The sequence below is a fragment of the Arthrobacter sp. LjRoot78 genome, from assembly GCF_964254335.1.
Lineage (GTDB): Bacteria > Actinomycetota > Actinomycetes > Actinomycetales > Micrococcaceae > Arthrobacter.
Window position 1 is genome coordinate 2,257,041 of the sequence record NZ_CAXUTG020000001.1, and the last position, 20,563, is coordinate 2,277,603.

The following is a 20,563-nucleotide window of genomic DNA, read 5'->3' on the forward strand; positions in this document are numbered from 1 at the left end:
CTCCCAGGCAACCCCGGTCACCTCGTTGGCCGGGGTTGCCTGCGTCTGACGGGCCTGTTTGTCCTGGCACGGGCAGGACTATGCTCTAGGGATGGCAAATACTTCCGGGGCGGAGCCCGGCGTGCGCCACGATCAGGGGCGGACCCTGCCACGCCATACCGTCCAGCGGCGCACCGTCATCCTCCTGGGGTCGGCGCAGCTTCTCAGCGGAATCGGCACGGGAGCCACTGTTTCGATCGGCTCGCTGCTGGCGGTGGACCTCTCCGGTTCCAGCGCCTGGGCAGGCTCCGTTTCCACCGTGATGACCCTCGCCGCCGCCTTGTCCGCGCTGCCGCTGGCTTCGCTGGCGGACCGCCGCGGGCGCCTGGCCGGGCTGGTGACAGGTCTCGCGGCCGCCCTCGCCGGTGTCGCGGGCATCGTGGTTTCCGTAGTCTCCGGGAGCTTCCTGTTGCTGCTCCTGGGCACTGCCGGAGTGGGAGTCGGCACGGCCTCAAACCTGCAGGCGCGTTTCGCGGCCGTGGACCTCGCCGATGACGAGCATCGCGGGCGCTCCCTGTCCGCCGTCGTCTGGGCCATCACCATCGGCGCGGTGGCGGGACCCAACCTCATCCAGCCCGGCGCGGTTGTGGGCCAGGCAGTCGGGCTCCCGCCCATCGCCGGCCCCTTCATCATTTCCGCCGCCGGGCTTGTGCTGGCCTGTGTCCTCCTGCTCGCCGGGCTCCGGCCTGACCCGCTGCTGTTCGCCCGGCAGCTCGCGGCCGCCGGCCAGCAACCGGCAGCCCACCAACCCGCCGACCAGCAACAAGCCAGCCAGCAACAAGCCAGCCAGCCACCAGCCGATACGCCACGGCGCGGCGCCCTTGCCCGGGGATTGCGCGCTGCCCGCAGCTCGCCGTCCGCCATCCTGGCGCTGGCCGCCGTCGTGGGAGCCCATGCCGTCATGGTGGGGGTGATGTCCGTGACGCCCCTCCACCTGCAGGAGCTGGTCGCCGGGCCCGGCGCGGCCGCCCACGCCGGGCACACGGCCTCGGGCGACGTCCTGGTGATCATTGGCTTCACGATCTCGCTGCACATCGCCGGGATGTTCGCGTTGTCGCCCGTGATGGGGTGGCTGACGGACAAGGCGGGACGAAAGCAGACGGTGGTCATCGGGTTCGCCCTGCTGGTCGCAGCCGTGGCCGTGGCCGGTGCCGGCCAGCGGTCAACCACCGCCGTGGCCGTGGGACTGGTACTGCTGGGACTCGGATGGTCCGCCGCCACGGTCGCCGGGTCCACGCTCCTGGCGGAAAGCGTCCGCCAGGAGGAACGCGTGATGGTCCAGGGCGTTTCGGACATGCTCATGGGAGCAGCGGGCGCCGTAGGCGGCGCGTCCTCCGGCGTCATCCTCAGCTGGGCGGGTTACCCCGGACTCAACCTGGCCGGAGGCGTGGTTGCCGGCGTCGTGCTTGCCGCCGCCGTCATGGCCCTCCTGCCCGGACGGGCAGGAGACCCCGCGGGACGGGTGTCCGGAACCGCCGCCGGCCGCTCACTTGCGGACTGAGCGCACCATTCCCAGCAGGCGCCCGAAGATGCCTTCGCCGTCGTCCGCAATGCCGTCATGGTGGAAGTCCGCGGTCTCCCAGACCTGGAGTCCGCGAACGGCGGACGCCGTTTCCAGGGAGAGGTCCCGGTCGACGTAGATGTCCTCGCTGTACACCGCGGCGGCAACGGGAACGGTGTTTGAGGCAAGCCGTTCCGGGTCGTAAAGCGGCTTCCAGTCGGACTTCTCGGCCAGCAGCCGGGCAACATTCCGCAGCGGACGGAGCGCCGCGTCCTGCTCGAAGTACCAGGGATAGACCATTTCGCCGGTCAGCAGCGGCTCGGCGGCGTCGGGGCGGAACTCGGGGAAGTCCTGGAGCACCCGCAGCGCGGCCCAGTCCGTGGCTTCCCCCTGACCGTAGATGGACTCGTGCATGAGGGCGTACAGCGGGTTCCCTGCGCGGGTGACAATGCCGCGGACCTGCTCCAGGAAGGAGTCGGAGAGGCGGTCGCCGTCGGGCGTGGCCACGAAGGCGTCCTCCAGCAGGTGGTGCAGGGTGTCCACCCTGGTGTTTCCGCCCAGGTAGGACCCCACCATCTGGAAACGCTCTACGGTGAGCCGTTGGCCGTCGGGCAGGTGCTCCTCAGTTTCGCGGAGGTGCCGGGCAATCCGGCTGACCGTAGCACGGTCCTCGGGGTACGACTTGAAGTATTCGGCGTTGCGGGCGGCCACGCGGCGGTAGGTGGCCTGGTACACCCTGTCGGCAGGTCCGTGAAGCGGCCCAAGCCCACCGGTGATGAGCGCCTCGCGAAGTCCCTCCGGGGCGAAGGAGAGGTAGCTCAGCGCGCAGAAGCCGCCGTAGCTTTGCCCGTAGATGGTCCACGGGCCGGACCCGAGGGCATGCCGGATCGCCTCGGCGTCAGCCACAATCGAATCCGCCCGGAAGTGGGTCAGGTACTCCAACTGGTCGGCGTCGTTTCCGCGGAGCGGGAGGGTGTTGCGGTCGATCGCGGCGGACAGACCGGTGCCGCGTTGGTCCAGCATGAGGATCCGGAAGTCCCTGGCGGCGGCTTTGCTCCAGCCACCGAGGGAGGGAAACCGGTTGCCCCTCCCGCCGGGGCCGCCCTGCAGGTAGAGCAGCCAGGGAAGCCTGGCGGCGTCTTCCTCGCTGTGGTCAGCGGAGACGTACTCCCGCGCAAAAACGGTGATCGTCTCCCCGGCACCCCCATTGAAGTGGTCAAGCGGCACCTCGAAAAAGTGCTCGGCCGTCCGCATTCCGCGGTACTCGTGCCGTGCTCTGACCGTGTGGGGGACAGCCGGCACATCGGCGGCAGCGGCAGCCTCCAACATCCCCACGGCAGCCAGTCCGGTCATCGGAAGATCAGCCAAGGACGTGCGCCTCACGGGCGGTCCCGAACGACTCGAGGGCTTCCCCGGTCAGCCGGAATGTTGACCATTCCTCCATGGGGAATGCGCCCAGTTTCTTGTAGAAGTTTATGGACGGTTCGTTCCAGTCAAGGACGCTCCACTCAACCCGTGCATAACCGCGTTCGACGGCGGTGGCCGCCAGGTGCTGCAGCAGCGCCTTGCCGTGGCCCTCGCCGCGCGCCTCCGGAGTCACATACAGGTCCTCGAGGTAGATCCCGTGGACACCTTCCCAGGTGGAATAGTTCAGGAACCAGAGCGCGAAGCCCCGGACCTCGCCGGCTTCGTTCTCGGCCATGGCGGCAAAGACCCTCGGGTTCTCGCCGAACAGGACCCCGGCGAGCATTTCCGGTGTGTTCCGGACGGCGTCGGGTTCCTTCTCGTAGACAGCCAATTCGTGGATCATCTGCAGGATGACGGGGACATCTTCAACGGTGGCGGGCCGGATTGCACTCATCATTCGAGTTTACTAGCGACTACAGCCGGTTCACGTCCGTTACCCGGACCACTGCGGTTCCGGTTTCGTCGGAGGCCGCCAGGTCCACCTCCGCCGAGATCCCCCAGTCGTGGTTGCCGGCGGGATCGTCAAAGATCTGCCGGACCTTCCACATCCCCGGCTCTTCGGTGATGATCAGCAGGCCCGGCCCCCGGGCGTCCGGTCCCGTGCCTATGTCGTTGTGTTCGTCAAAGTAGTCGTCCAGGACGTCCTCCCAGCGGTCGGCGTCCCAGCCGGCACCGGCGTCGAGTTCGCCGAGTTCCGTGGCCGCCTCGTCGGCGAAAAGCTCCACGCGCCGGAACATCTCGTTGCGGACCATCACGCGGAAGGCCCGGATGTTGGACGTCAGCGACGGCGGCGGGGGCGGGGGAGCGTCGTGCGGCGTCGGTGCGGCGCCGGAGGTCAGCTCCTCCCATTCGTCCAGGAGGCTCGAATCGACCTGCCGGACCAGCTCGCCCAGCCAGGCAATCAGGTCCTCGAGGTCCTCCCGCAGGGAGTCCTGCGGAACCGTCTGGCGTAGCGCCTTGAAACCGTCGGCGAGGTACCGCAGCACAATGCCCTCGGAACGCGCCAGCCCGTAAAACTGGACGAATTCGCCGAAGTTCATGGCCCGCTCGTACATGTCCCGGACCACGGACTTGGGGGCAAGCTCGAAGTCGCCGATCCAGGGTGCGGCCTTCCGGTAGACGTCGAAGGCCTCGCCCAGGATTTCCGCGAGCGGCTGAGGGTAGGTGACGTCCTCCAGCATGGCCATGCGCTGGTCATACTCAATGCCGTCGGCCTTCATGGCTGCAATGGCTTCGCCGCGGGCCTTCTTCTGCTGGGCAGACAGGATCTGCCGGGGCTTTTCCAGCGTGGATTCGATCACGGACACCACGTCAAGGGCGTACGACGGCGACTCCGGGTCCAGGAGCTCGAGCGCGGCCAGTGCAAACGGCGAGAGCGGCTGGTTCAGCGCGAAGTTGGCCTGCAGGTGGACCGTGAGCCTGACGGTCCTGCCATCGGGGCCCTGTTCCCCGGGCGGAATCCGCTCCACCACTCCGGCGGCCAGAAGTTCCCGGTAGATGCCCAGGGCCTTCTTCATCAGCTGCAGCTGGGAACTGCGGGGTTCGTGGTTTTCCGTGAGCAGCCGCCGGGCGGCCTTGAAGGGGTCACCGGGCCGTTCCATCAGGTTCATCAGCATGGCGTGCGTGACGGTGAAGCTCGACGTCAGCGGGTCCGGGACGGAGTCCACCAGACGGTTATAGGTGGGCTCGCCCCAGGACACGAAGCCCTCCGGCGGCTTCCGCTTGACCACTTGGCGGAGCTTCTTCTGGTCATCGCCGAATTTGGCAGTGGCCTTGGCCATCGCCTTGACGTTTTCGATCACGTGCTCGGGAGCCTGCACCACCACAGTGCCGGCGGTGTCGTAGCCGGCCCTGCCCGCTCGCCCCGCGATCTGGTGAAACTCGCGCGAGTTCAGCAGCCGGGTGCGGACGCCGTCGTACTTGCTCAGGGCGGTGAGCAGGACGGTGCGGATGGGCACGTTGATGCCCACGCCGAGTGTGTCCGTCCCGCAGATGACCTTGAGCAGGCCGGCCTGCGCCAACTGTTCCACCAGCCGCCGGTACTTGGGCAGCATGCCGGCGTGGTGCACGCCGATGCCGTGCCGCACCAGCCGGTTCAGGGTCTTTCCGAAGCCGGCCGCGAACCGGAAACCGGCAATGAGTTCCGCGATCTTGTCCTTCTCCTCGCGGGTGCAGACATTGATGCTCATCAGGTTCTGCGCGCGGTCGATCGCCTCAAGCTGGCTGAAATGGACCACATAAACCGGGACCTGTTTTGTGGAGAGCAGCTCCTCCAAGGTCTCGTGGACCGGCGTCTGCTCGTAGTAGTAGTGCAATGGAATCGGGCGTTCAGCAGAACTGACGGTCGTCGTCTGACGCCCCGTCAACTCGGTGAGGCCGGTCTCAAAGCGGCTGACGTCACCCAGCGTGGCGGACATCAGCAGGAACTGCGCCTGCGGGAGCTCCAGCAGCGGTACCTGCCAGGCCCAGCCCCGCTGGGGGTCGGAGTAGAAGTGGAACTCGTCCATGATCACTGCGCCCAGGTCCGCTCCGGCGCCCTCGCGCAGGGCGATGTTGGCAAGGATTTCAGCGGTGCAGCAGATAATGGGGGCGTCCTGGTTGACCCCGGAGTCACCCGTGATCATGCCGACGTTTTCGGCCCCGAAGATCTCGCACAGGGCGAAGAACTTCTCCGAGACAAGGGCCTTGATGGGAGCCGTGTAGTAGCTGCGGTCGCCCCTCGCCATGGCCTGGAAGTGCGCGGCGATCGCCACCAGGGACTTGCCCGAACCCGTCGGAGTGGCCAGAATGACGTTGTCCCCGGATGCCAGCTCCATGATGGCTTCATCCTGGGCGGCGTAGAGGGACAGTCCGCGGCTTTCCGTCCATTCGACGAAGCGGGTGTAGAGCTCGTCCGGATCATGGTCCGTCCCGCTGGAGGTGCGTTCGGCCGGGACAGGGAGCTGCTCAACGAGTTTCATTGCTTTCAAGCTTAGTGCCCGCCGCCAATGGGTGGTTCTTCCTTGGTCGCGGGGCCGGGCCGGGCTAGGCTCGGCCTGACGGCAACAGCACGAGTCATTGGAGGGCGTCTTTGAAGTGGGATCCTGCGAAGTATGTGGAGTTCGGGAACCATCGCGACAGGCCGTATTTCGACCTCACAGCCCGGGTCCTTGCTGAGAAGCCCCGGCACGTGGTGGACCTCGGCTGTGGCCCCGGCAACCTGACGGCCACCCTCGCAGAGCGCTGGCCCGAGGCCGACGTCGTGGGAATAGACTCCTCCGCCGAGATGCTGCGGCAGGCAGCGGACCAGGCGCGGTCCGGCAACCTTTCCTTCGCGCTGCAGGACATCACCGAATGGATGCCCTCGGAACAAACGGACGTGGTGGTGTCCAACGCGGCCCTCCAATGGGTCCCCGGCCACGCCGCCTTGCTGGCCGGCTGGCTCGAGGCACTCAGGCCCGGCGCCTGGTTCGCCCTTCAGGTTCCCGGAAATTTCCGTTCGCCCTCGCATGTGCTGATGAGGCAACTCGCCGAGTCCGGCCGTTGGAAGGATACGCTCGGCGGCATCCTGCGCCACGACGACGCAGTGGCTGAACCCGCCGGGTACCTGAACATCATGCTCGACGCCGGCTGCGACGCTGACGCCTGGGAGACCACCTACCAGCAGGTTCTCCACGGACCGGATCCGGTCCTGGAATGGGTCAGGGGTGCAGGACTGCGGCCTGTGCTGTCGGCGCTCGCCCCGGCCGAGGCCGCGGAATTCGAAGCCGAATATTCGGCGCTGCTCAGGGACGCCTATCCTGCCACCGCCCACGGCACCGTCTTTCCGTTCCGGAGGATCTTCGCAGTCGCGCGGAAACGGGGCTGACATGCCGTCCCGGCGGGGGGAGGTGCGGTGCTCCGAGGCATGATGCTGCGGCTGCTCGCCGAGCATAAGCCGGTGGTGCTGGCCATCGTGCTGCTGCAGCTTGTCCAGACCACGGCCAACCTGTTGCTGCCCACGCTCAATGCCGCCGTCATCGATGACGGAATCGTCAAGGGGAACACCGACCTTATCCTTCGGCTGGGCGGCTGGATGGCCGGAATAGCCGCCGTCCAAGTGGCGGCTGCCCTTGCTGCCGGGTACTTCAGCGCCAACGTGGCCATGAAACTCGGCCACCAGCTCCGCAAGGAACTCTTCGCCAAAGTCCAGTCGCTCTCCTCACAGGAGGTCGGCGCCTTCGGCGTACCCAGCCTGGTCACCCGTGCCACCAATGATGTCCAGCAGATCCAGGCGCTGGCCGTGCTGGTCTTCACCATGCTCGTGGCCGCTCCCGCAATGGGAATCGGCGGAATCGTGCTGGCCCTCAACCAGGACGTGGTGCTGTCCGGCATTGTGGTGGCCATCATTCCCGTGCTGGTGCTCATCATGTTCGTGATCGTGCGCCGGCTCGTGCCCCTGTACCGGGAGGGCCAGGTCCTGATCGACCGCATCAGCAGGGTGCTGCGCGAACAGATCATCGGAGCCAACGTCATCCGCGCCTTCGTCCGCCAAGCGCACGAGGCGCACCGCTTCGCCGTCGTCAACCGTGGACTGACCCGCAACAACCTGCAGTCAGCGCTGCTGGTGGCAACGATGCTGCCGCTGATCATGATCGTGGTGAACCTGTCATCGGTGGGCGTGGTGTGGTTCGGCGGCCACCGGATCCAGGCCGGGGATATGCAGCTCGGCTCGTTGACGGCCTTCATCGCCTACATCCTGCAGATCCTCATCGCCATCATGATGGCGATGTACGTACTGATGACGGCTCCCCGCGCCGCCGTGTGCGCTGAGCGGATCCAGGCCGTGCTGGACACCCGGCCCGCGATCGCGGATCCGCCGATTTCCCGGGCCGGACTGCCGCACGCGCGGCGCACCCCCGGCGGAACGGTGGAATTCCGCAATGTCACTTTTGCCTACCCCGGAGCGGAAGCAGCTGTGCTGGACCGCATCAGTTTCACTGCTTCGCCGGGCACAATCACCGCCATCATCGGTTCCACGGGCAGCGGAAAGTCAACGCTGCTCAACCTGTTGCCCCGGTTCCTGGAAACCACTTCCGGGGAGGTGCTGATCGGCGGCCACAACGTCAAATCACTTCCGCTGCATTTCCTGCGGGACAGCCTGTCTCTGGTGCCCCAGCGTGCCTACCTCTTTTCCGGTACCGTGGCAGAGAACCTGAGGATAGCGGCCCCGGAAGCCAGCGACGACGACCTCCTTCGCGCGCTCCGCACCGCCCAGGCAGAGGACTTTGTGCGAGACCTCCCGGACGGTATCCATAGCCCCGTAAGCCAGGGGGGAACAAACCTTTCCGGCGGGCAGCGCCAACGGCTGTGCATCGCCCGCGCTCTGCTCCGGGACGCTCCCGTGTACCTTTTTGACGACAGCCTTTCGGCGCTGGACTACGCCACGGATGCCCGCCTCCGCCAGGCCCTCGTCCCGCTCACGCACCGGTCCACCGTCATCATCGTGGCGGAGCGCATCGCCACCATCCTTGACGCCGGACTCATCCTGGTGCTGGACCAGGGCAGGCTCGTTGCCCAGGGGACGCATACCGAACTCATGCGCACCTCGACGGTCTACCAGGAAATCGCCGCCTCTCAGCTCGCGTTGGGAGGCCGGCTATGAGCACAGCCACCACAAACACGACAACACCGACAACGGCGGTGGCCGGAGCGGGTGCGGGTGCCTGGGCCGCCGGGAGGCGCCTCCTTGGACTGCTCCGGCCAGTTAAATGGCGCATGCTCGCAGCTGTGGGTGCCACATGTGCGTTTGTTGCGCTCAACGTGTCGGCCCCCAAGCTGCTGGGTGACGCCACCGACGTCGTGGTTGAAGGTGTTTTTGGAGGGACCTTCAACGAACAGCAGCTGGCCGCACTGCTGGTGATCGTGGCGGTGATGTATATCGGTGCGTCGGTGTTCAGCTGGGTCCAGGGAGCGGTCACCGCCCTTGCGGTGCAACGGGTGAGCTACGGGCTGCGGGCCGCGGTGGAGGACAAACTGGCGAGGCTACCGTCCGCGCATTTCGACGAGCAGCGGCGCGGCGACGTCCTCAGCCGGGCAACGAACGACGTCGATAACATCTCGCAGGCAATGAACCAGTTGCTGAACCAGCTGATCCTGTCGGTGCTGATGCTCCTCGGCGCGTTGTCCATGATGCTGTGGCTTTCGCCGCTCCTGGCGGTCATTGCCCTGGTGACCGTGCCGTTTTCCACGGTGGTGACTGTGTTGATCGCCCGCAGGTCCCAGGCGCACTTTTCCGAGCAGTGGACCACCACGGGTGAGCTCAACGCGCACCTGGAGGAGTACATCACGGGGCACGAGGTTCTTAAGGCTTTCGGCCGGCAGGGGATGGCCACCGAGGTCTTCACTAACAGCAATGACAGGCTTTTCCGGACCAGCGCACGTGCCCAGTACGTTTCCGGCGCCGTGCAGCCCCTGCTGGTGTTTGTTTCAAATCTCAATTACATTGCGGTGGCCGTGGTGGGGGCCCTGCAGGTCACGACAGGTGCCATGACCATCGGCGGGGTCCAGGCTTTCATCCAGTTCAGCAGGCTTTTCAGCCAGCCGATCGGCCAGATCGGCGGCATGCTGACCCTGATCCAGTCCTGCGTGGCGTCGGCTGAACGCGTGTTTGCCTTGCTGGACGCGCCGGAGATTCCACGCGACGGCACGGGTGAGGACACGGCCGAGGCCGACCCGCCCGACGCCGGTCCGGCCGAGGCCGGTCCAGACGGCGTTACCGGTGGCGTCACCGCCGGCCGGGTGGTGTTCGACGCCGTCACCTTCGGCTACAGCCGTGACGTGCCGGTGGTCAAAGAACTGTCCTTCACCGCCGAACCCGGGCAGACCGTCGCGATCGTGGGCCATACCGGTGCGGGCAAGACCACCATGGTGAACCTGCTCATGAGGTTCTATGATCTCGACTCCGGCCGGATCACCATTGATGGCGTAGACATCACCGGGCGCTCCCGCGACGAGCTGCGCTCCCTGATCGGAATGGTGCTGCAGGACGCCTGGGTGTTCACAGGCTCCATCAGGGAGAACATTGAATACGGCCGTCCCGGCGCGAGCGAGGCAGACATTCTCGAAGCTGCCGAAGCAACCTTGGTGGACCACTTCGTGAGGGCCCTTCCGGACGGCTATGCGACCGTGCTGGGCAACGACGGCGACACCCTGAGCCAGGGCCAGCGGCAGCTCATCACCATTGCCCGCGCCCACCTCGCCGGCCGGAGCATCCTGATCCTGGACGAGGCGACGAGCTCCGTCGACACGCGCACAGAGGTGCAGATCCGGCAGGCAATGCAGCGGCTGAGGCGGGGACGGACCAGCTTCGTCATCGCCCACCGTTTGTCCACCGTGCGGGACGCTGATCTAATTCTGGTCATGGACCACGGACGAATCGTAGAGCAAGGGAACCACCAACAGCTGCTGGCGGCCAACGGCCATTACGGCAGGCTGTACGCCGCACAGTTTGCCGGCGGGGAAGAGACCTTGCGCGCGCCGGAGTCCGGCCTGTGAGCGGCGGGCAGGAATTTCCGGGGACCTGGAAGCCGAATCAGGGCAGTACCGTGCCGCTCTTCGAACAGCTGCGGCTGAACATCATCGAACGGGCGGACAGCGGCACCCTTGCCCCCGGGACGAGGCTGCCCGCCGTGCGCAGCCTTGCCGCAGCACTGGGCGTGGCGCCGCACACCGTGGCCCGCGCCTACAAGGAACTGGAGGCGGCAGGCGTCGTCGCCACCCGCGGCAGGCACGGAACCATCGTCTGCGCCCGGGACGAGGCCTGGACCTCCCTGACCGCGGCTGCGGCCGAATTCGCCACGGCGGCAAAGGCGCAGGGCGCCAGCTTCGCGGAGGCGGTGCAGCTGCTGGCAGCCGCGTACGACGCCGAATAGGCGCCCTCAATAGAAATTCGAAGAAGTTTTCGATTAGCATTAGTGAGTGCCTAAAGCCGTAGCTGAAGAACCAGCCGTTGATGCCCGCCCCGCCGTCGTCCCCCTGAACCAGGGAAAACCGGCGCGCCCTGACCTTTCCCGGCTCATCGTGAAAGGGGCACGGGAGCACAATCTGCGGAACGTGGACCTGGACCTGCCGCGGGACTCGATGATCGTTTTCACCGGCCTGTCCGGATCCGGAAAATCGTCCCTGGCGTTCGACACGATCTTCGCCGAGGGCCAGCGCCGCTACGTGGAATCCCTGTCTGCGTACGCACGGCAGTTCCTGGGGCAGGTGGACAAACCGGACGTGGACTTCATCGAAGGCTTGTCCCCGGCTGTCTCCATCGACCAGAAATCGACCAGCAAGAACCCGCGGTCCACGGTGGGCACCATCACCGAGATCTACGACTACATGCGTTTGCTCTGGGCCCGCGTGGGCCGTCCGCACTGTCCGATCTGCGGGGAGCAAGTGGCCAAGCAGACGCCCCAGCAGATCGTGGACCAGCTACTGGAACTGCCGGAAGGCACGCGCTTCCAGGTGCTTGCTCCCGTCGTCCGCGGGCGCAAGGGCGAATTCGTGGAGCTCTTCAAGGAACTCACGGCCAAGGGCTACTCACGGGCCAGGGTTGATGACAAGCTGATCCAGCTCAGCGACCCGCCCAAGCTCGGCAAGCAGTTCAAGCACACCATCGAAGTGGTGGTGGACCGGCTCGTGGTCAAGGAGGGCATCAGCCAGCGCCTGACCGACTCCGTCGAAACCGCACTCGGACTGGCCGAGGGCCGCGTCCTGGCGGAGTTCGTGGATCTCGAAGCGGGGGATCCGGAACGGGTCCGCGCGTTCTCCGAGCACCTTGCGTGCCCCAACGAGCACCCTCTTGCCATCGACGAAATCGAACCCCGCTCGTTCTCCTTCAACAACCCCTTCGGCGCGTGCTCCGCCTGCAGCGGCATCGGCACCAAGCTGGAAGTTGACGAGGAACTCATCATTCCCAATGGCGAGCTCTCCCTGGGTGAGGGCGCCATCGCGCCATGGTCGCTCGGCACGGCGACCAGCGAGTACTGGAACCGGCTGCTGTCAGGGCTGGCCAAGGAGCTTGGCTTCTCGATGACCACGCCGTGGCAGAAGCTGCCGAAGGACATCCGGCAGACCGTGCTGCACGGCAAGGACCACAAGGTCGTGGTGCAGTACCGCAACCGCTTCGGCCGGGAGCGCAAGTACAGCACCGGCTTCGAGGGCGTCATCCAGTACGTGCACCGCAAGCACGTGGAAACGGACTCGGACTCGGCCCGGGACCGGTACGAAGAGTACATGCGGCAGATTCCGTGCCCGGCCTGCAACGGCGCCCGCCTCAACCCGGCCTCGCTCTCCGTGCTGATCAACGGCAAGTCCATTGCCGAGGTCGCCGCCATGCCCATGCGTGAATGCGCGCACTTCCTGGACACCTTGGTGCTGACCGGCCGTGAAGCCCAGATTGCCCACCAGGTCCTGAAGGAAATCCAGGCGAGACTGACCTTCCTCCTGGACGTCGGGCTGGAGTACCTGAACCTGGAGCGTCCCTCCGGCACACTGTCCGGCGGCGAAGCGCAGCGCATCCGGCTGGCCACCCAGATCGGTTCCGGCCTGGTCGGCGTCCTCTACGTCCTGGACGAACCGTCCATCGGCCTGCACCAGCGGGACAACCGGCGGCTGATCGAAACGCTCACCCGCCTGCGCGACCTCGGCAACACCCTCATCGTGGTGGAGCACGACGAAGACACCATCCAGGAGGCCGACTGGGTGGTCGACATCGGACCCGGCGCCGGCGAACACGGCGGCCAGGTGGTGCATTCCGGTTCGTACAAGGAACTCCTGGAAAACACGGAGTCCCTCACCGGTGACTACCTTTCCGGCCGGAAGAAAATCGAAATTCCCAAGAAGCGGCGCAAGTACGACAAGAAGCGTGAGCTCAAGGTCATCGGAGCCCGGGAAAACAACCTGGTCAATGTGGATGCCGCCTTCCCGCTGGGTTTGTTGACGGCGGTGACCGGCGTGAGCGGTTCCGGCAAGTCCACGCTGGTCAACGAAATCCTTTACAAGGTGCTGGCCAACAAGCTCAACGGCGCCAAGCAGGTGGCCGGACGGCACAAGGCCGTGCAGGGCCTTGAGCACCTGGACAAGGTGGTGCACGTCGATCAAAGCCCCATCGGCCGGACTCCGCGTTCCAACCCCGCCACGTACACCGGTGTGTTCGACAACATCCGCAAGCTCTTCGCCGAGACCACCGAAGCCAAAGTCCGCGGCTACCAGCCCGGGCGGTTCTCGTTCAACGTGAAGGGCGGGCGCTGCGAGGCCTGCTCCGGCGACGGCACCCTGAAGATCGAAATGAACTTCCTGCCGGACGTCTACGTGCCCTGCGAGGTCTGCCACGGCGCCCGGTACAACCGGGAAACCCTGGAAGTCCACTACAAGGGCAAGACCATCGCAGATGTCCTGGACATGCCCATCGAGGAGGGGGCGGACTTCTTCGCCGCCTTCACCCCGATCGCCCGCCACCTCCGCACGCTGGTGGACGTCGGCCTTGGCTATGTGCGGCTGGGGCAGCCCGCCACCACGCTGTCCGGCGGTGAAGCCCAGCGCGTCAAGCTGGCTGCTGAACTCCAGAAGCGGTCCAACGGCCGCAGCATCTACGTCCTGGACGAGCCCACCACAGGGTTGCACTTCGAAGACATCCGCAAACTCCTCATGGTCCTCCAGGGCCTGGTGGACAAGGGCAATACCGTGATCACCATTGAGCACAACCTCGACGTCATCAAGAGCGCGGACTGGATCGTGGACCTTGGGCCCGACGGCGGTTCCGGCGGCGGACAGATCATCGCAACCGGCACCCCCGAACAGGTCGCGAAGTCCACCACGAGCTACACGGCCTCGTTCCTGGCGGAGATCCTCAGCTAGCCGGAGTCCCAAGCACGCTGAATGGCTGGAGCTTGCTGATCCGGCGGGAAGAAGTATTCCCGCCGGGGAATGCGAGTTTCAGCCATTCGCGCAGTTGTGGGAAACTAAGCCGGTGACCCTTTCAACAGTGCCCGTGATCTTCGACCTGGACGGCACTCTTGTCGATCCGGCGGGGGGAATAACGGGCGGAATCTCCGCGGCCCTTACCGAACTCGGCATCAGGGTCCCTGCCCAGGCCCAACTGGACGCGATGATCGGTCCGAAACTCAGCGACTCCCTCCTCCATATCGCAGGAGTTCCGCAGGAGCAGCTGGCGGAGGTCATCCGCCTGTACCGGGCGTACTACCTTGAGACCGGCATCGCCCAGAGCCGCCTGTACCCGGGCATCCGGGAACTCCTCGAAAGCTACGCCGTCGCGGGCCGTCCGATTGCCGTTGCCACGCAGAAGCCGGAAGGGCTCGCGCGGATCGTGCTGGACCACCATGGCATCGCGGCCTCATTCGGCTTCATCCGCGGTTCGGCGGCCGATGAGGCCGCCCACACCAACGCCCCGCGCGGAAAGACGGAGATCATTGCCGCCGCCATGTCCGATCTCCGCACACAACATGCCGTCATGGTGGGGGACCGCGCCCAGGACGTGGCCGGCGCCATGGCCAACGGGCTGGACTGCATCGGCGTCAGCTGGGGATTCGCTCCCGACGGCGAACTGCATGAGGCCGGCGCCGTGGCTATCGTGCACTCCACAACAGACCTCGTCGCGGTGGTTGAAAGCATGGATGCCGTACGCGCCGCTGCCCTAAGCGAGGTGCGCAACGATGGCACTGTTTGATGCAATCCGCTGGACCACCCGCACGCTGATCTCCGGAACCTGCCGGCCCACCGTCATCGGCCTGGAAAACGTCCCCAAGGAGGGACCGTTCATCGTGGCGCCAAACCACCTCTCCTTCCTGGACAGCGTGATCGTGCAAGCGCTCATGCCACGTCCGGTGGCCTTCTTCGCCAAGGCCGAATACTTCACCACGGGCGGTGTGAAGGGGAAGGTCATGAAGTCCTTCTTCGAATCCGTAGGCTCCATTCCGGTGGAGCGAGGGGAGCAGGCTGCGAGCGTGGCAGCCCTCAAGACGCTGCTGGACATCCTCGAGGCCGGGAAAGGCATCGGCATCTACCCGGAAGGCACGCGGTCCAGGGACGGCATCCTATACCGTGGCCGCACCGGCGTCGGCTGGCTTGCCCTGACCACCGGAGCGCCCGTGATTCCCGTCGGCCTCATCGGCACCGAAGACCTCCAGCCCGCCGGGCAGAACGGCGTGAAGCCGCAGCACTTCACCATGAAGGTGGGCGAGCCGCTGTACTTCGAAAAGACGGGACCGGACCACTCACTGCCGGCGCGGCGCCAGGTCACGGACCGCATCATGGACGCCATTGCAGAGCTCAGCGGCCAGGAGCGTTCCACCAGCTACAACCAAAGCAAGGCCGCGGAGTAGCGCCTTCGGCCGCCGGCCGGAGGCCCCCGGCCGGGAGTCTGCCGGCGGGAAGATCATTGCAGGGAAGTCCCTTTGTCCGGAAGTCCCCTGCAGCGTCAGTAGACTTGAATCGTGGCAGATCCAGCTAGTTACCGACCCCAAACGGGTGAGATTCCAACCAACCCGGGCGTGTACCGCTTCCGGGATCCGCACGGCCGGGTCATCTATGTCGGCAAGGCCAAAAGCCTGCGCTCCCGCCTGAACTCGTACTTCGCCAATCCCGGAGGGCTGCTGCCGAAGACGTACGCCATGGTCCACGCTGCCAGCAGTGTGGAGTGGACGGTCGTCGGAAGTGAGCTTGAGTCGCTCCAGCTGGAGTACACCTGGATCAAGGAATTCAAGCCCCGGTTCAATGTCGTTTTCCGCGACGATAAAACCTACCCTTACCTCGCGGTCACCATGGGGGAGAAGTTCCCCCGCGTGCAGGTGCTGCGCGGAGAACGCCGCAAGGGCACTCGCTACTTCGGCCCGTACACCGCCGGAGCCATTCGCGAAACCATGGACACGCTGCTGCGTGTCTTCCCGGTCCGCAGCTGCAGCCCCGGGGTCCTGAAGCGGGCGCAGGCGAGCGGGCGGCCCTGCCTGCTCGGCTACATCGACAAATGCTCCGCGCCGTGCGTCGGCCGGGTGACGCCGGAGGAACACCGGGCACTGGCGGAGGACTTCTGTTCCTTCATGGGCGGCGAAGCCAAACGCTTCATCGGGCGGCTGGAAAAGGACATGGCCGCGGCTGTTGCCGAGCTTGACTACGAGCGTGCCGCCCGGGTCCGGGACGACATCATCGCCCTCCGGAAGGTCTTCGAACGCAACGCCGTGGTCCTCGCGGAGGACACTGACGCCGATATCTTCGCGCTGCATGAGGACGAGCTGGAGGCAGCCGTGCAGGTGTTCCATGTCCGGGGCGGCCGCGTGCGCGGCCAGCGCGGCTGGGTGGTGGAGAAGGTCGAAGACTTCACGACGCCGGACCTCGTCGAGCACCTGCTCCAGCAGGTCTATGGCGAAGAAGGTGAAACGCAGGGACGGATGCCCCGCGAAGTCCTGGTGCCCGAAGAGCCGAGCAACGCAAACGAACTCGCCCAGTGGCTTTCCGGCCTGCGGGGCGCGAAGGTGGACATCCGGGTCCCGCGCCGCGGCGACAAGGCAGCGCTCATGTCCACGGTGCGGGAAAACGCCGAGCATGCACTGAAGCTGCACAAGTCGCGCCGGGCCGGAGACCTGACCAACCGGTCCTTGGCCCTGCAGGAACTCCAGGAAGCCCTCGACCTACCTGTGGCGCTGCTCCGCATCGAGTGCTTCGACATCTCCCACGTGCAGGGGACCAACGTGGTGGCCTCCATGGTGGTGGTGGAAGACGGCCTTCCCAAGAAGTCCGACTACCGCAAATTCTCCATCACCGGCGCGGCAGCCACGGACGACACGGCTGCCATGCACGACGTTCTCACGAGGCGTTTCCGGAACTACCTCCAGGAGCAGGAGGCTCATGCGGAAGCGGCGAAACTTCCCGGCCACCAGGCCGCGCTTGAGGCCCTGGCCGTCGCTTCCATGCAGGACACCACCACCCCCGCCCCGCGGGCAAAATTCGCCTACCCGCCCAACCTTGTGGTGGTGGACGGCGGCAAGCCCCAGGTCAATGCCGCCGCACGTGCCCTGGCGGAGCTCGGGATCGAGGACGTCTACGTGGTCGGCCTGGCCAAGCGCCTTGAAGAGGTCTGGCTCCCGGACAGTGATTTCCCGGTGATCCTGCCGCGGACGTCCGAGGGACTCTATCTGCTCCAGCGCATCCGCGATGAAGCCCACCGCTTCGCCATCACGTTCCACCGCCAGAAGCGCGGCAAGGCCATGACGGTTTCGGCCCTGGACAGCGTCCCGGGCCTGGGCGAGGCCAAACGCAAAGCACTGCTGGCACAGTTCGGCTCCGTCAAGAGCATCCGCACAGCGAGTGCGGCCGAACTGGCCACAGCCAAGGGCATCGGACCCTCGCTGGCGGACGCCATTGTCAGCCATTTCAGCAGCGCTGCCGCAGCCTCGGGGGCGGAAGCGCCGGCAATCAACATGACCACCGGCGAAATCATTGAAACTTAGCTAGGGTAAGGACCTGAAGCGGAACGCGCGGTTGCGTCGAATTACACAGCAGGAATGGGGCATTGCTCATGGCAGAGTCAACGGCAGGATCCGAAGCGGAACAGGACGGCATGACGCCCGTCAGGCCCGTTGAAGCGGAGCTGCTCGTCGTGACGGGTATGTCCGGGGCAGGACGCAGCACCGCTGCGGACGCCCTCGAGGACCATGGCTGGTATGTGGTGGAGAACCTTCCGCCGCAGATGCTCGGCACCCTGGCTGAGCTTGTGTCCCACGCCCCGCAGTCCATACCCAAGCTCGCCGTGGTGGTGGACGTCCGCAGCAAGGCGCTCTTCACTGATATCCGGACCGCGCTGAAAACCCTTGAGGCGAGCGGTGTCACGTTCCGCGTCCTGTTCCTGGACGCCAATGACGATGTCCTGGTCCGCCGTTTCGAGCAGGGCCGCCGTCCGCACCCGCTCCAGGAAGGCGGACGGATCCTCGACGGCATCGCCGCGGAGCGGGAGCTGTTGCATGAACTCCGCGATTCCGCAGACATTGTGCTGGACACCTCCGAGTTCAACGTCCACGCGCTGGCCACGGCCATCACTGAACTCTTCAGTGAAACCGGCCCCGTGGCCCTGCGGCTCAATGTCATGAGCTTCGGCTTCAAGTACGGCCTGCCGGTGGATGCGAACTTCGTGGTCGACGCGCGCTTCATCCCGAATCCGCACTGGGTTCCGCAGCTCCGCCCGCACACGGGCCTGGACAAGGACGTCAGCGACTACGTCCTTGAGGCCGAAGGGGTCAAGAGCTTCGTGGACCGCTACGTCCTGGCCATCGAGCCTGTGCTGGACGGCTACCGCCGGGAGAACAAGCACTACGCCACCATCGCCGTGGGTTGCACCGGCGGCAAGCACCGGTCGGTCGCGGTCGCGATGGAGCTGTCAAAGAAGCTCGCACAGTATCCCCGGGTCACTGTGACCACCACGCATCGGGATCTGGGCCGGGAGTAATGGGACTGCTTACCGGGCCGCTGCCCCTGGTTCCGCCTGCCGGCGGGACCATCGGCGGGCAGCTGGACAAAGGGCCGTCCGTCGTCGCCCTCGGCGGGGGCCACGGGCTCTCCGCTTCGCTGTCCGCCCTTCGCCTGCTCACCTCCGACCTGACCGCCATCGTCACCGTAGCGGACGACGGCGGGTCCTCCGGCCGCCTGCGCGAGGAGTACGGTGTCCTCCCGCCCGGCGACCTCCGGATGGCACTGACGGCACTGTGTGACGACACCGACTGGGGCCGGACCTGGCGGGACGTCATGCAACACCGCTTCAAGCCGGGGGCAGGCCGCGGCGGTTCCCTTGACGACCACGCCATGGGCAACCTGCTCATCGTCACCCTCTGGGAGCTGCTGGGTGACACCGTGGGCGGCCTGAAGTGGGCCGGCGCGCTGCTCGGTGCCCGCGGACAGGTACTGCCCATGTCCAGTGAACCATTGACGATCGAAGGCGAAGTCCGGGTGCCCGGCCCGGACGGAACGTCCATCCTGGAGACGGTCCGAGGCCAGGCCAAGTGTGCGGTGGCGGGTTCTCTGGAAAGCGTCCGGCTCCTGCCGGAATCGGCACATGCCTGCGTCGAAGCCCTGACGGCCATCGAACTGGCTGACTGGGTCATCCTCGGCCCCGGGTCCTGGTACACCTCCGTACTGCCGCACCTGCTGCTGCCGGAGATGCGCCAGGCGCTTTCCGATACGCCCGCGAGGCGGTGCCTCACCATGAACCTGGCCACGGACACCAAGGAGACCTCCGGAATGTCCGCCGCCGACCACCTGCATGTGCTGCGCAGCTATGCGCCCGACTTCAGCATCGACGTCGTGCTCGCGGACCCCGTGTCCGTGCCGGACGTCGAAGAGTTCAAGCGGGCCGCCGGGATGCTGGGTGCCGAGGTGGTGTTGGGTAAAGTAGGGGCGTCGAGCCGCCGTCCGATCCACGACCCCCTGCGTCTGGCAACGGCGTACCACGATATTTTCGGGAACAGTTAGGAAGGTGCCATGGCACTGACATCATCAGTCAAGGAAGAACTGTCCCGCCTGGACATTAAGAAGTCCTCGGTCCGCAAGGCTGAAGTCTCCGCAATGCTGCGATTCGCCGGCGGTCTCCACATCATTTCGGGCCGGATCGTGATCGAAGCGGAGGTGGACCTCGCTTCGACGGCGCGCCGGCTCCGGGCGGCCATCGCGGAGGTTTACGGCCACCAGAGCGAGATCATCGTCGTCTCCGGCGGCGGGCTCCGCCGTGGCAACCGGTATGTGGTCCGGGTGGTGCGGGACGGCGAAGCCCTCGCCCGCCAGACCGGTCTGCTGGACGCCCGCGGCCGTCCCGTGCGGGGGCTGCCCTCGGCCGTGGTCAACGGCTCCGCCGCCGACGCGGAAGCCGTGTGGCGCGGGGCGTTCCTGGCCCACGGCTCGCTGACCGAACCGGGCCGCTCCTCCGCCATGGAAGTGACGTGTCCCGGGCCCGAATCGGCGCTGGCGCTGGTTGGTGCGGCCCGCCGCCTCGGCATCCAGGCTAAGGCCCGCGAAGTCAGGGGAGTGGACCGTGTGGTCATCCGGGACGGCGATACCATCGCCGCCCTGCTCACGCGAATGGGCGCGCACGACGCCCTGATGGTCTGGGAAGAACGCCGCATGCGCAAAGAGGTGCGGGCCACGGCCAACAGGCTGGCCAACTTCGATGACGCCAACCTGCGCCGCTCGGCGCAGGCTGCTGTGGCCGCCGGGGCCAGGGTGGACCGCGCCCTGGAGATCCTCGGTGACGACGTCCCGGACCACCTGAAATACGCGGGTGAACTGCGGGTGGCGCACAAGCAGGCCAGCCTGGACGAACTTGGCCGGCTGGCAGATCCGCCCATGACCAAGGACGCCATTGCCGGCAGGATCCGCAGGCTCCTGGCGATGGCGGACAAGCGTGCCCTCGACCTGGGGATCCCCGGGACCGAGGCCAATGTGACGCCGGAAATGCTGGACGAGTAACGGCGCCCCTAGAATCGAGACCGGGTAACGGAAACCCGCTAAATTTCCGGGTGACCAGTCATCCGGATGCACAATCCGAGAGTT

At 66.2% G+C, this 20,563-nt stretch carries 15 protein-coding genes; 12 read left to right on the forward strand and 3 right to left on the reverse strand.

Annotated features, from left to right (window positions below; translation table 11 throughout):
- Positions 1–91 precede the first annotated feature (91 nt).
- The gene (locus ACSQ1X_RS10440; protein WP_436057630.1) at positions 92–1,540 is read left to right on the forward strand and encodes an MFS transporter; all 1,449 of its coding nucleotides are present in this window, start codon (positions 92–94) and stop codon (positions 1,538–1,540) included.
- Here the strand turns inward: ACSQ1X_RS10440 and ACSQ1X_RS10445 are convergent.
- From ACSQ1X_RS10445 to ACSQ1X_RS10455, 3 genes are read right to left on the reverse strand one after another with little or no spacing between them, the layout of a single operon-like run.
- Positions 1,526–2,869 carry an alpha/beta fold hydrolase gene (locus ACSQ1X_RS10445; protein ID WP_436059322.1) on the reverse strand — a complete coding sequence of 448 codons (1,344 nt, stop codon included), beginning with the start codon at positions 2,867–2,869 and terminating at the stop codon, positions 1,526–1,528. The genes ACSQ1X_RS10440 and ACSQ1X_RS10445 overlap by 15 nt on opposite strands.
- Before the next feature lie 31 nt (positions 2,870–2,900).
- Positions 2,901–3,401 carry an N-acetyltransferase family protein gene (locus ACSQ1X_RS10450; RefSeq protein WP_436059323.1) on the reverse strand — a complete coding sequence of 167 codons (501 nt, stop codon included), beginning with the start codon at positions 3,399–3,401 and terminating at the stop codon, positions 2,901–2,903.
- Positions 3,402–3,420: 19 nt separating this feature from the next.
- Positions 3,421–5,967 (reverse strand): DEAD/DEAH box helicase, encoded by a 2,547-nt coding sequence (locus tag ACSQ1X_RS10455; protein ID WP_436057631.1) that lies wholly within the window; start codon positions 5,965–5,967, stop codon positions 3,421–3,423.
- A 110-nt stretch (positions 5,968–6,077) separates the two neighbouring features.
- On the opposite strand from ACSQ1X_RS10455, the gene ACSQ1X_RS10460 reads away from it, so the two are divergent.
- The 11 genes from ACSQ1X_RS10460 to whiA all read left to right on the forward strand — a co-directional run bounded on the left by ACSQ1X_RS10460 (position 6,078) and on the right by whiA (position 20,479).
- Positions 6,078–6,854, forward strand: coding sequence for a trans-aconitate 2-methyltransferase (locus tag ACSQ1X_RS10460; RefSeq protein WP_436057632.1), 777 nt, complete (start codon positions 6,078–6,080; stop codon positions 6,852–6,854).
- A 39-nt stretch (positions 6,855–6,893) separates the two neighbouring features.
- Positions 6,894–8,630: an ABC transporter ATP-binding protein gene (locus ACSQ1X_RS10465; RefSeq protein WP_436059324.1), complete on the forward strand. Its 1,737-nt coding sequence runs from the start codon at positions 6,894–6,896 to the stop codon at positions 8,628–8,630.
- Positions 8,627–10,522 (forward strand): ABC transporter ATP-binding protein, encoded by a 1,896-nt coding sequence (locus tag ACSQ1X_RS10470; protein WP_436057633.1) that lies wholly within the window; start codon positions 8,627–8,629, stop codon positions 10,520–10,522. The genes ACSQ1X_RS10465 and ACSQ1X_RS10470 overlap by 4 nt, the downstream gene beginning before the upstream one ends.
- On the forward strand, positions 10,519–10,899 hold the full coding sequence (locus tag ACSQ1X_RS10475; RefSeq protein WP_436057634.1) for a GntR family transcriptional regulator: 381 nt from the start codon (positions 10,519–10,521) through the stop codon (positions 10,897–10,899). Before ACSQ1X_RS10470 ends, ACSQ1X_RS10475 begins: the two co-directional genes overlap by 4 nt.
- Positions 10,900–10,945: 46 nt before the next feature.
- Positions 10,946–13,873 (forward strand): excinuclease ABC subunit UvrA, encoded by a 2,928-nt coding sequence (gene uvrA, locus ACSQ1X_RS10480; RefSeq protein WP_436057635.1) that lies wholly within the window; start codon positions 10,946–10,948, stop codon positions 13,871–13,873.
- Positions 13,874–13,985: 112 nt separating this feature from the next.
- Positions 13,986–14,702: an HAD hydrolase-like protein gene (locus ACSQ1X_RS10485; protein ID WP_436057636.1), complete on the forward strand. Its 717-nt coding sequence runs from the start codon at positions 13,986–13,988 to the stop codon at positions 14,700–14,702.
- Positions 14,689–15,357 carry a lysophospholipid acyltransferase family protein gene (locus ACSQ1X_RS10490; protein ID WP_436057637.1) on the forward strand — a complete coding sequence of 223 codons (669 nt, stop codon included), beginning with the start codon at positions 14,689–14,691 and terminating at the stop codon, positions 15,355–15,357. Before ACSQ1X_RS10485 ends, ACSQ1X_RS10490 begins: the two co-directional genes overlap by 14 nt.
- A gap of 111 nt (positions 15,358–15,468) precedes the next feature.
- Complete coding sequence (gene uvrC, locus ACSQ1X_RS10495; RefSeq protein WP_055805928.1) at positions 15,469–17,478, forward strand: excinuclease ABC subunit UvrC; 2,010 nt, start codon at positions 15,469–15,471, stop codon at positions 17,476–17,478.
- A 68-nt stretch (positions 17,479–17,546) separates the two neighbouring features.
- Complete coding sequence (rapZ, locus tag ACSQ1X_RS10500; protein WP_055806640.1) at positions 17,547–18,470, forward strand: RNase adapter RapZ; 924 nt, start codon at positions 17,547–17,549, stop codon at positions 18,468–18,470.
- The gene (locus ACSQ1X_RS10505; RefSeq protein WP_436057638.1) at positions 18,470–19,489 is read left to right on the forward strand and encodes a gluconeogenesis factor YvcK family protein; all 1,020 of its coding nucleotides are present in this window, start codon (positions 18,470–18,472) and stop codon (positions 19,487–19,489) included. Before rapZ ends, ACSQ1X_RS10505 begins: the two co-directional genes overlap by 1 nt.
- A gap of 9 nt (positions 19,490–19,498) precedes the next feature.
- Entirely contained in the window at positions 19,499–20,479 is a 981-nt protein-coding gene (gene whiA, locus ACSQ1X_RS10510) for a DNA-binding protein WhiA (RefSeq protein WP_011691931.1), read from the forward strand.
- Positions 20,480–20,563 lie beyond the last annotated feature (84 nt).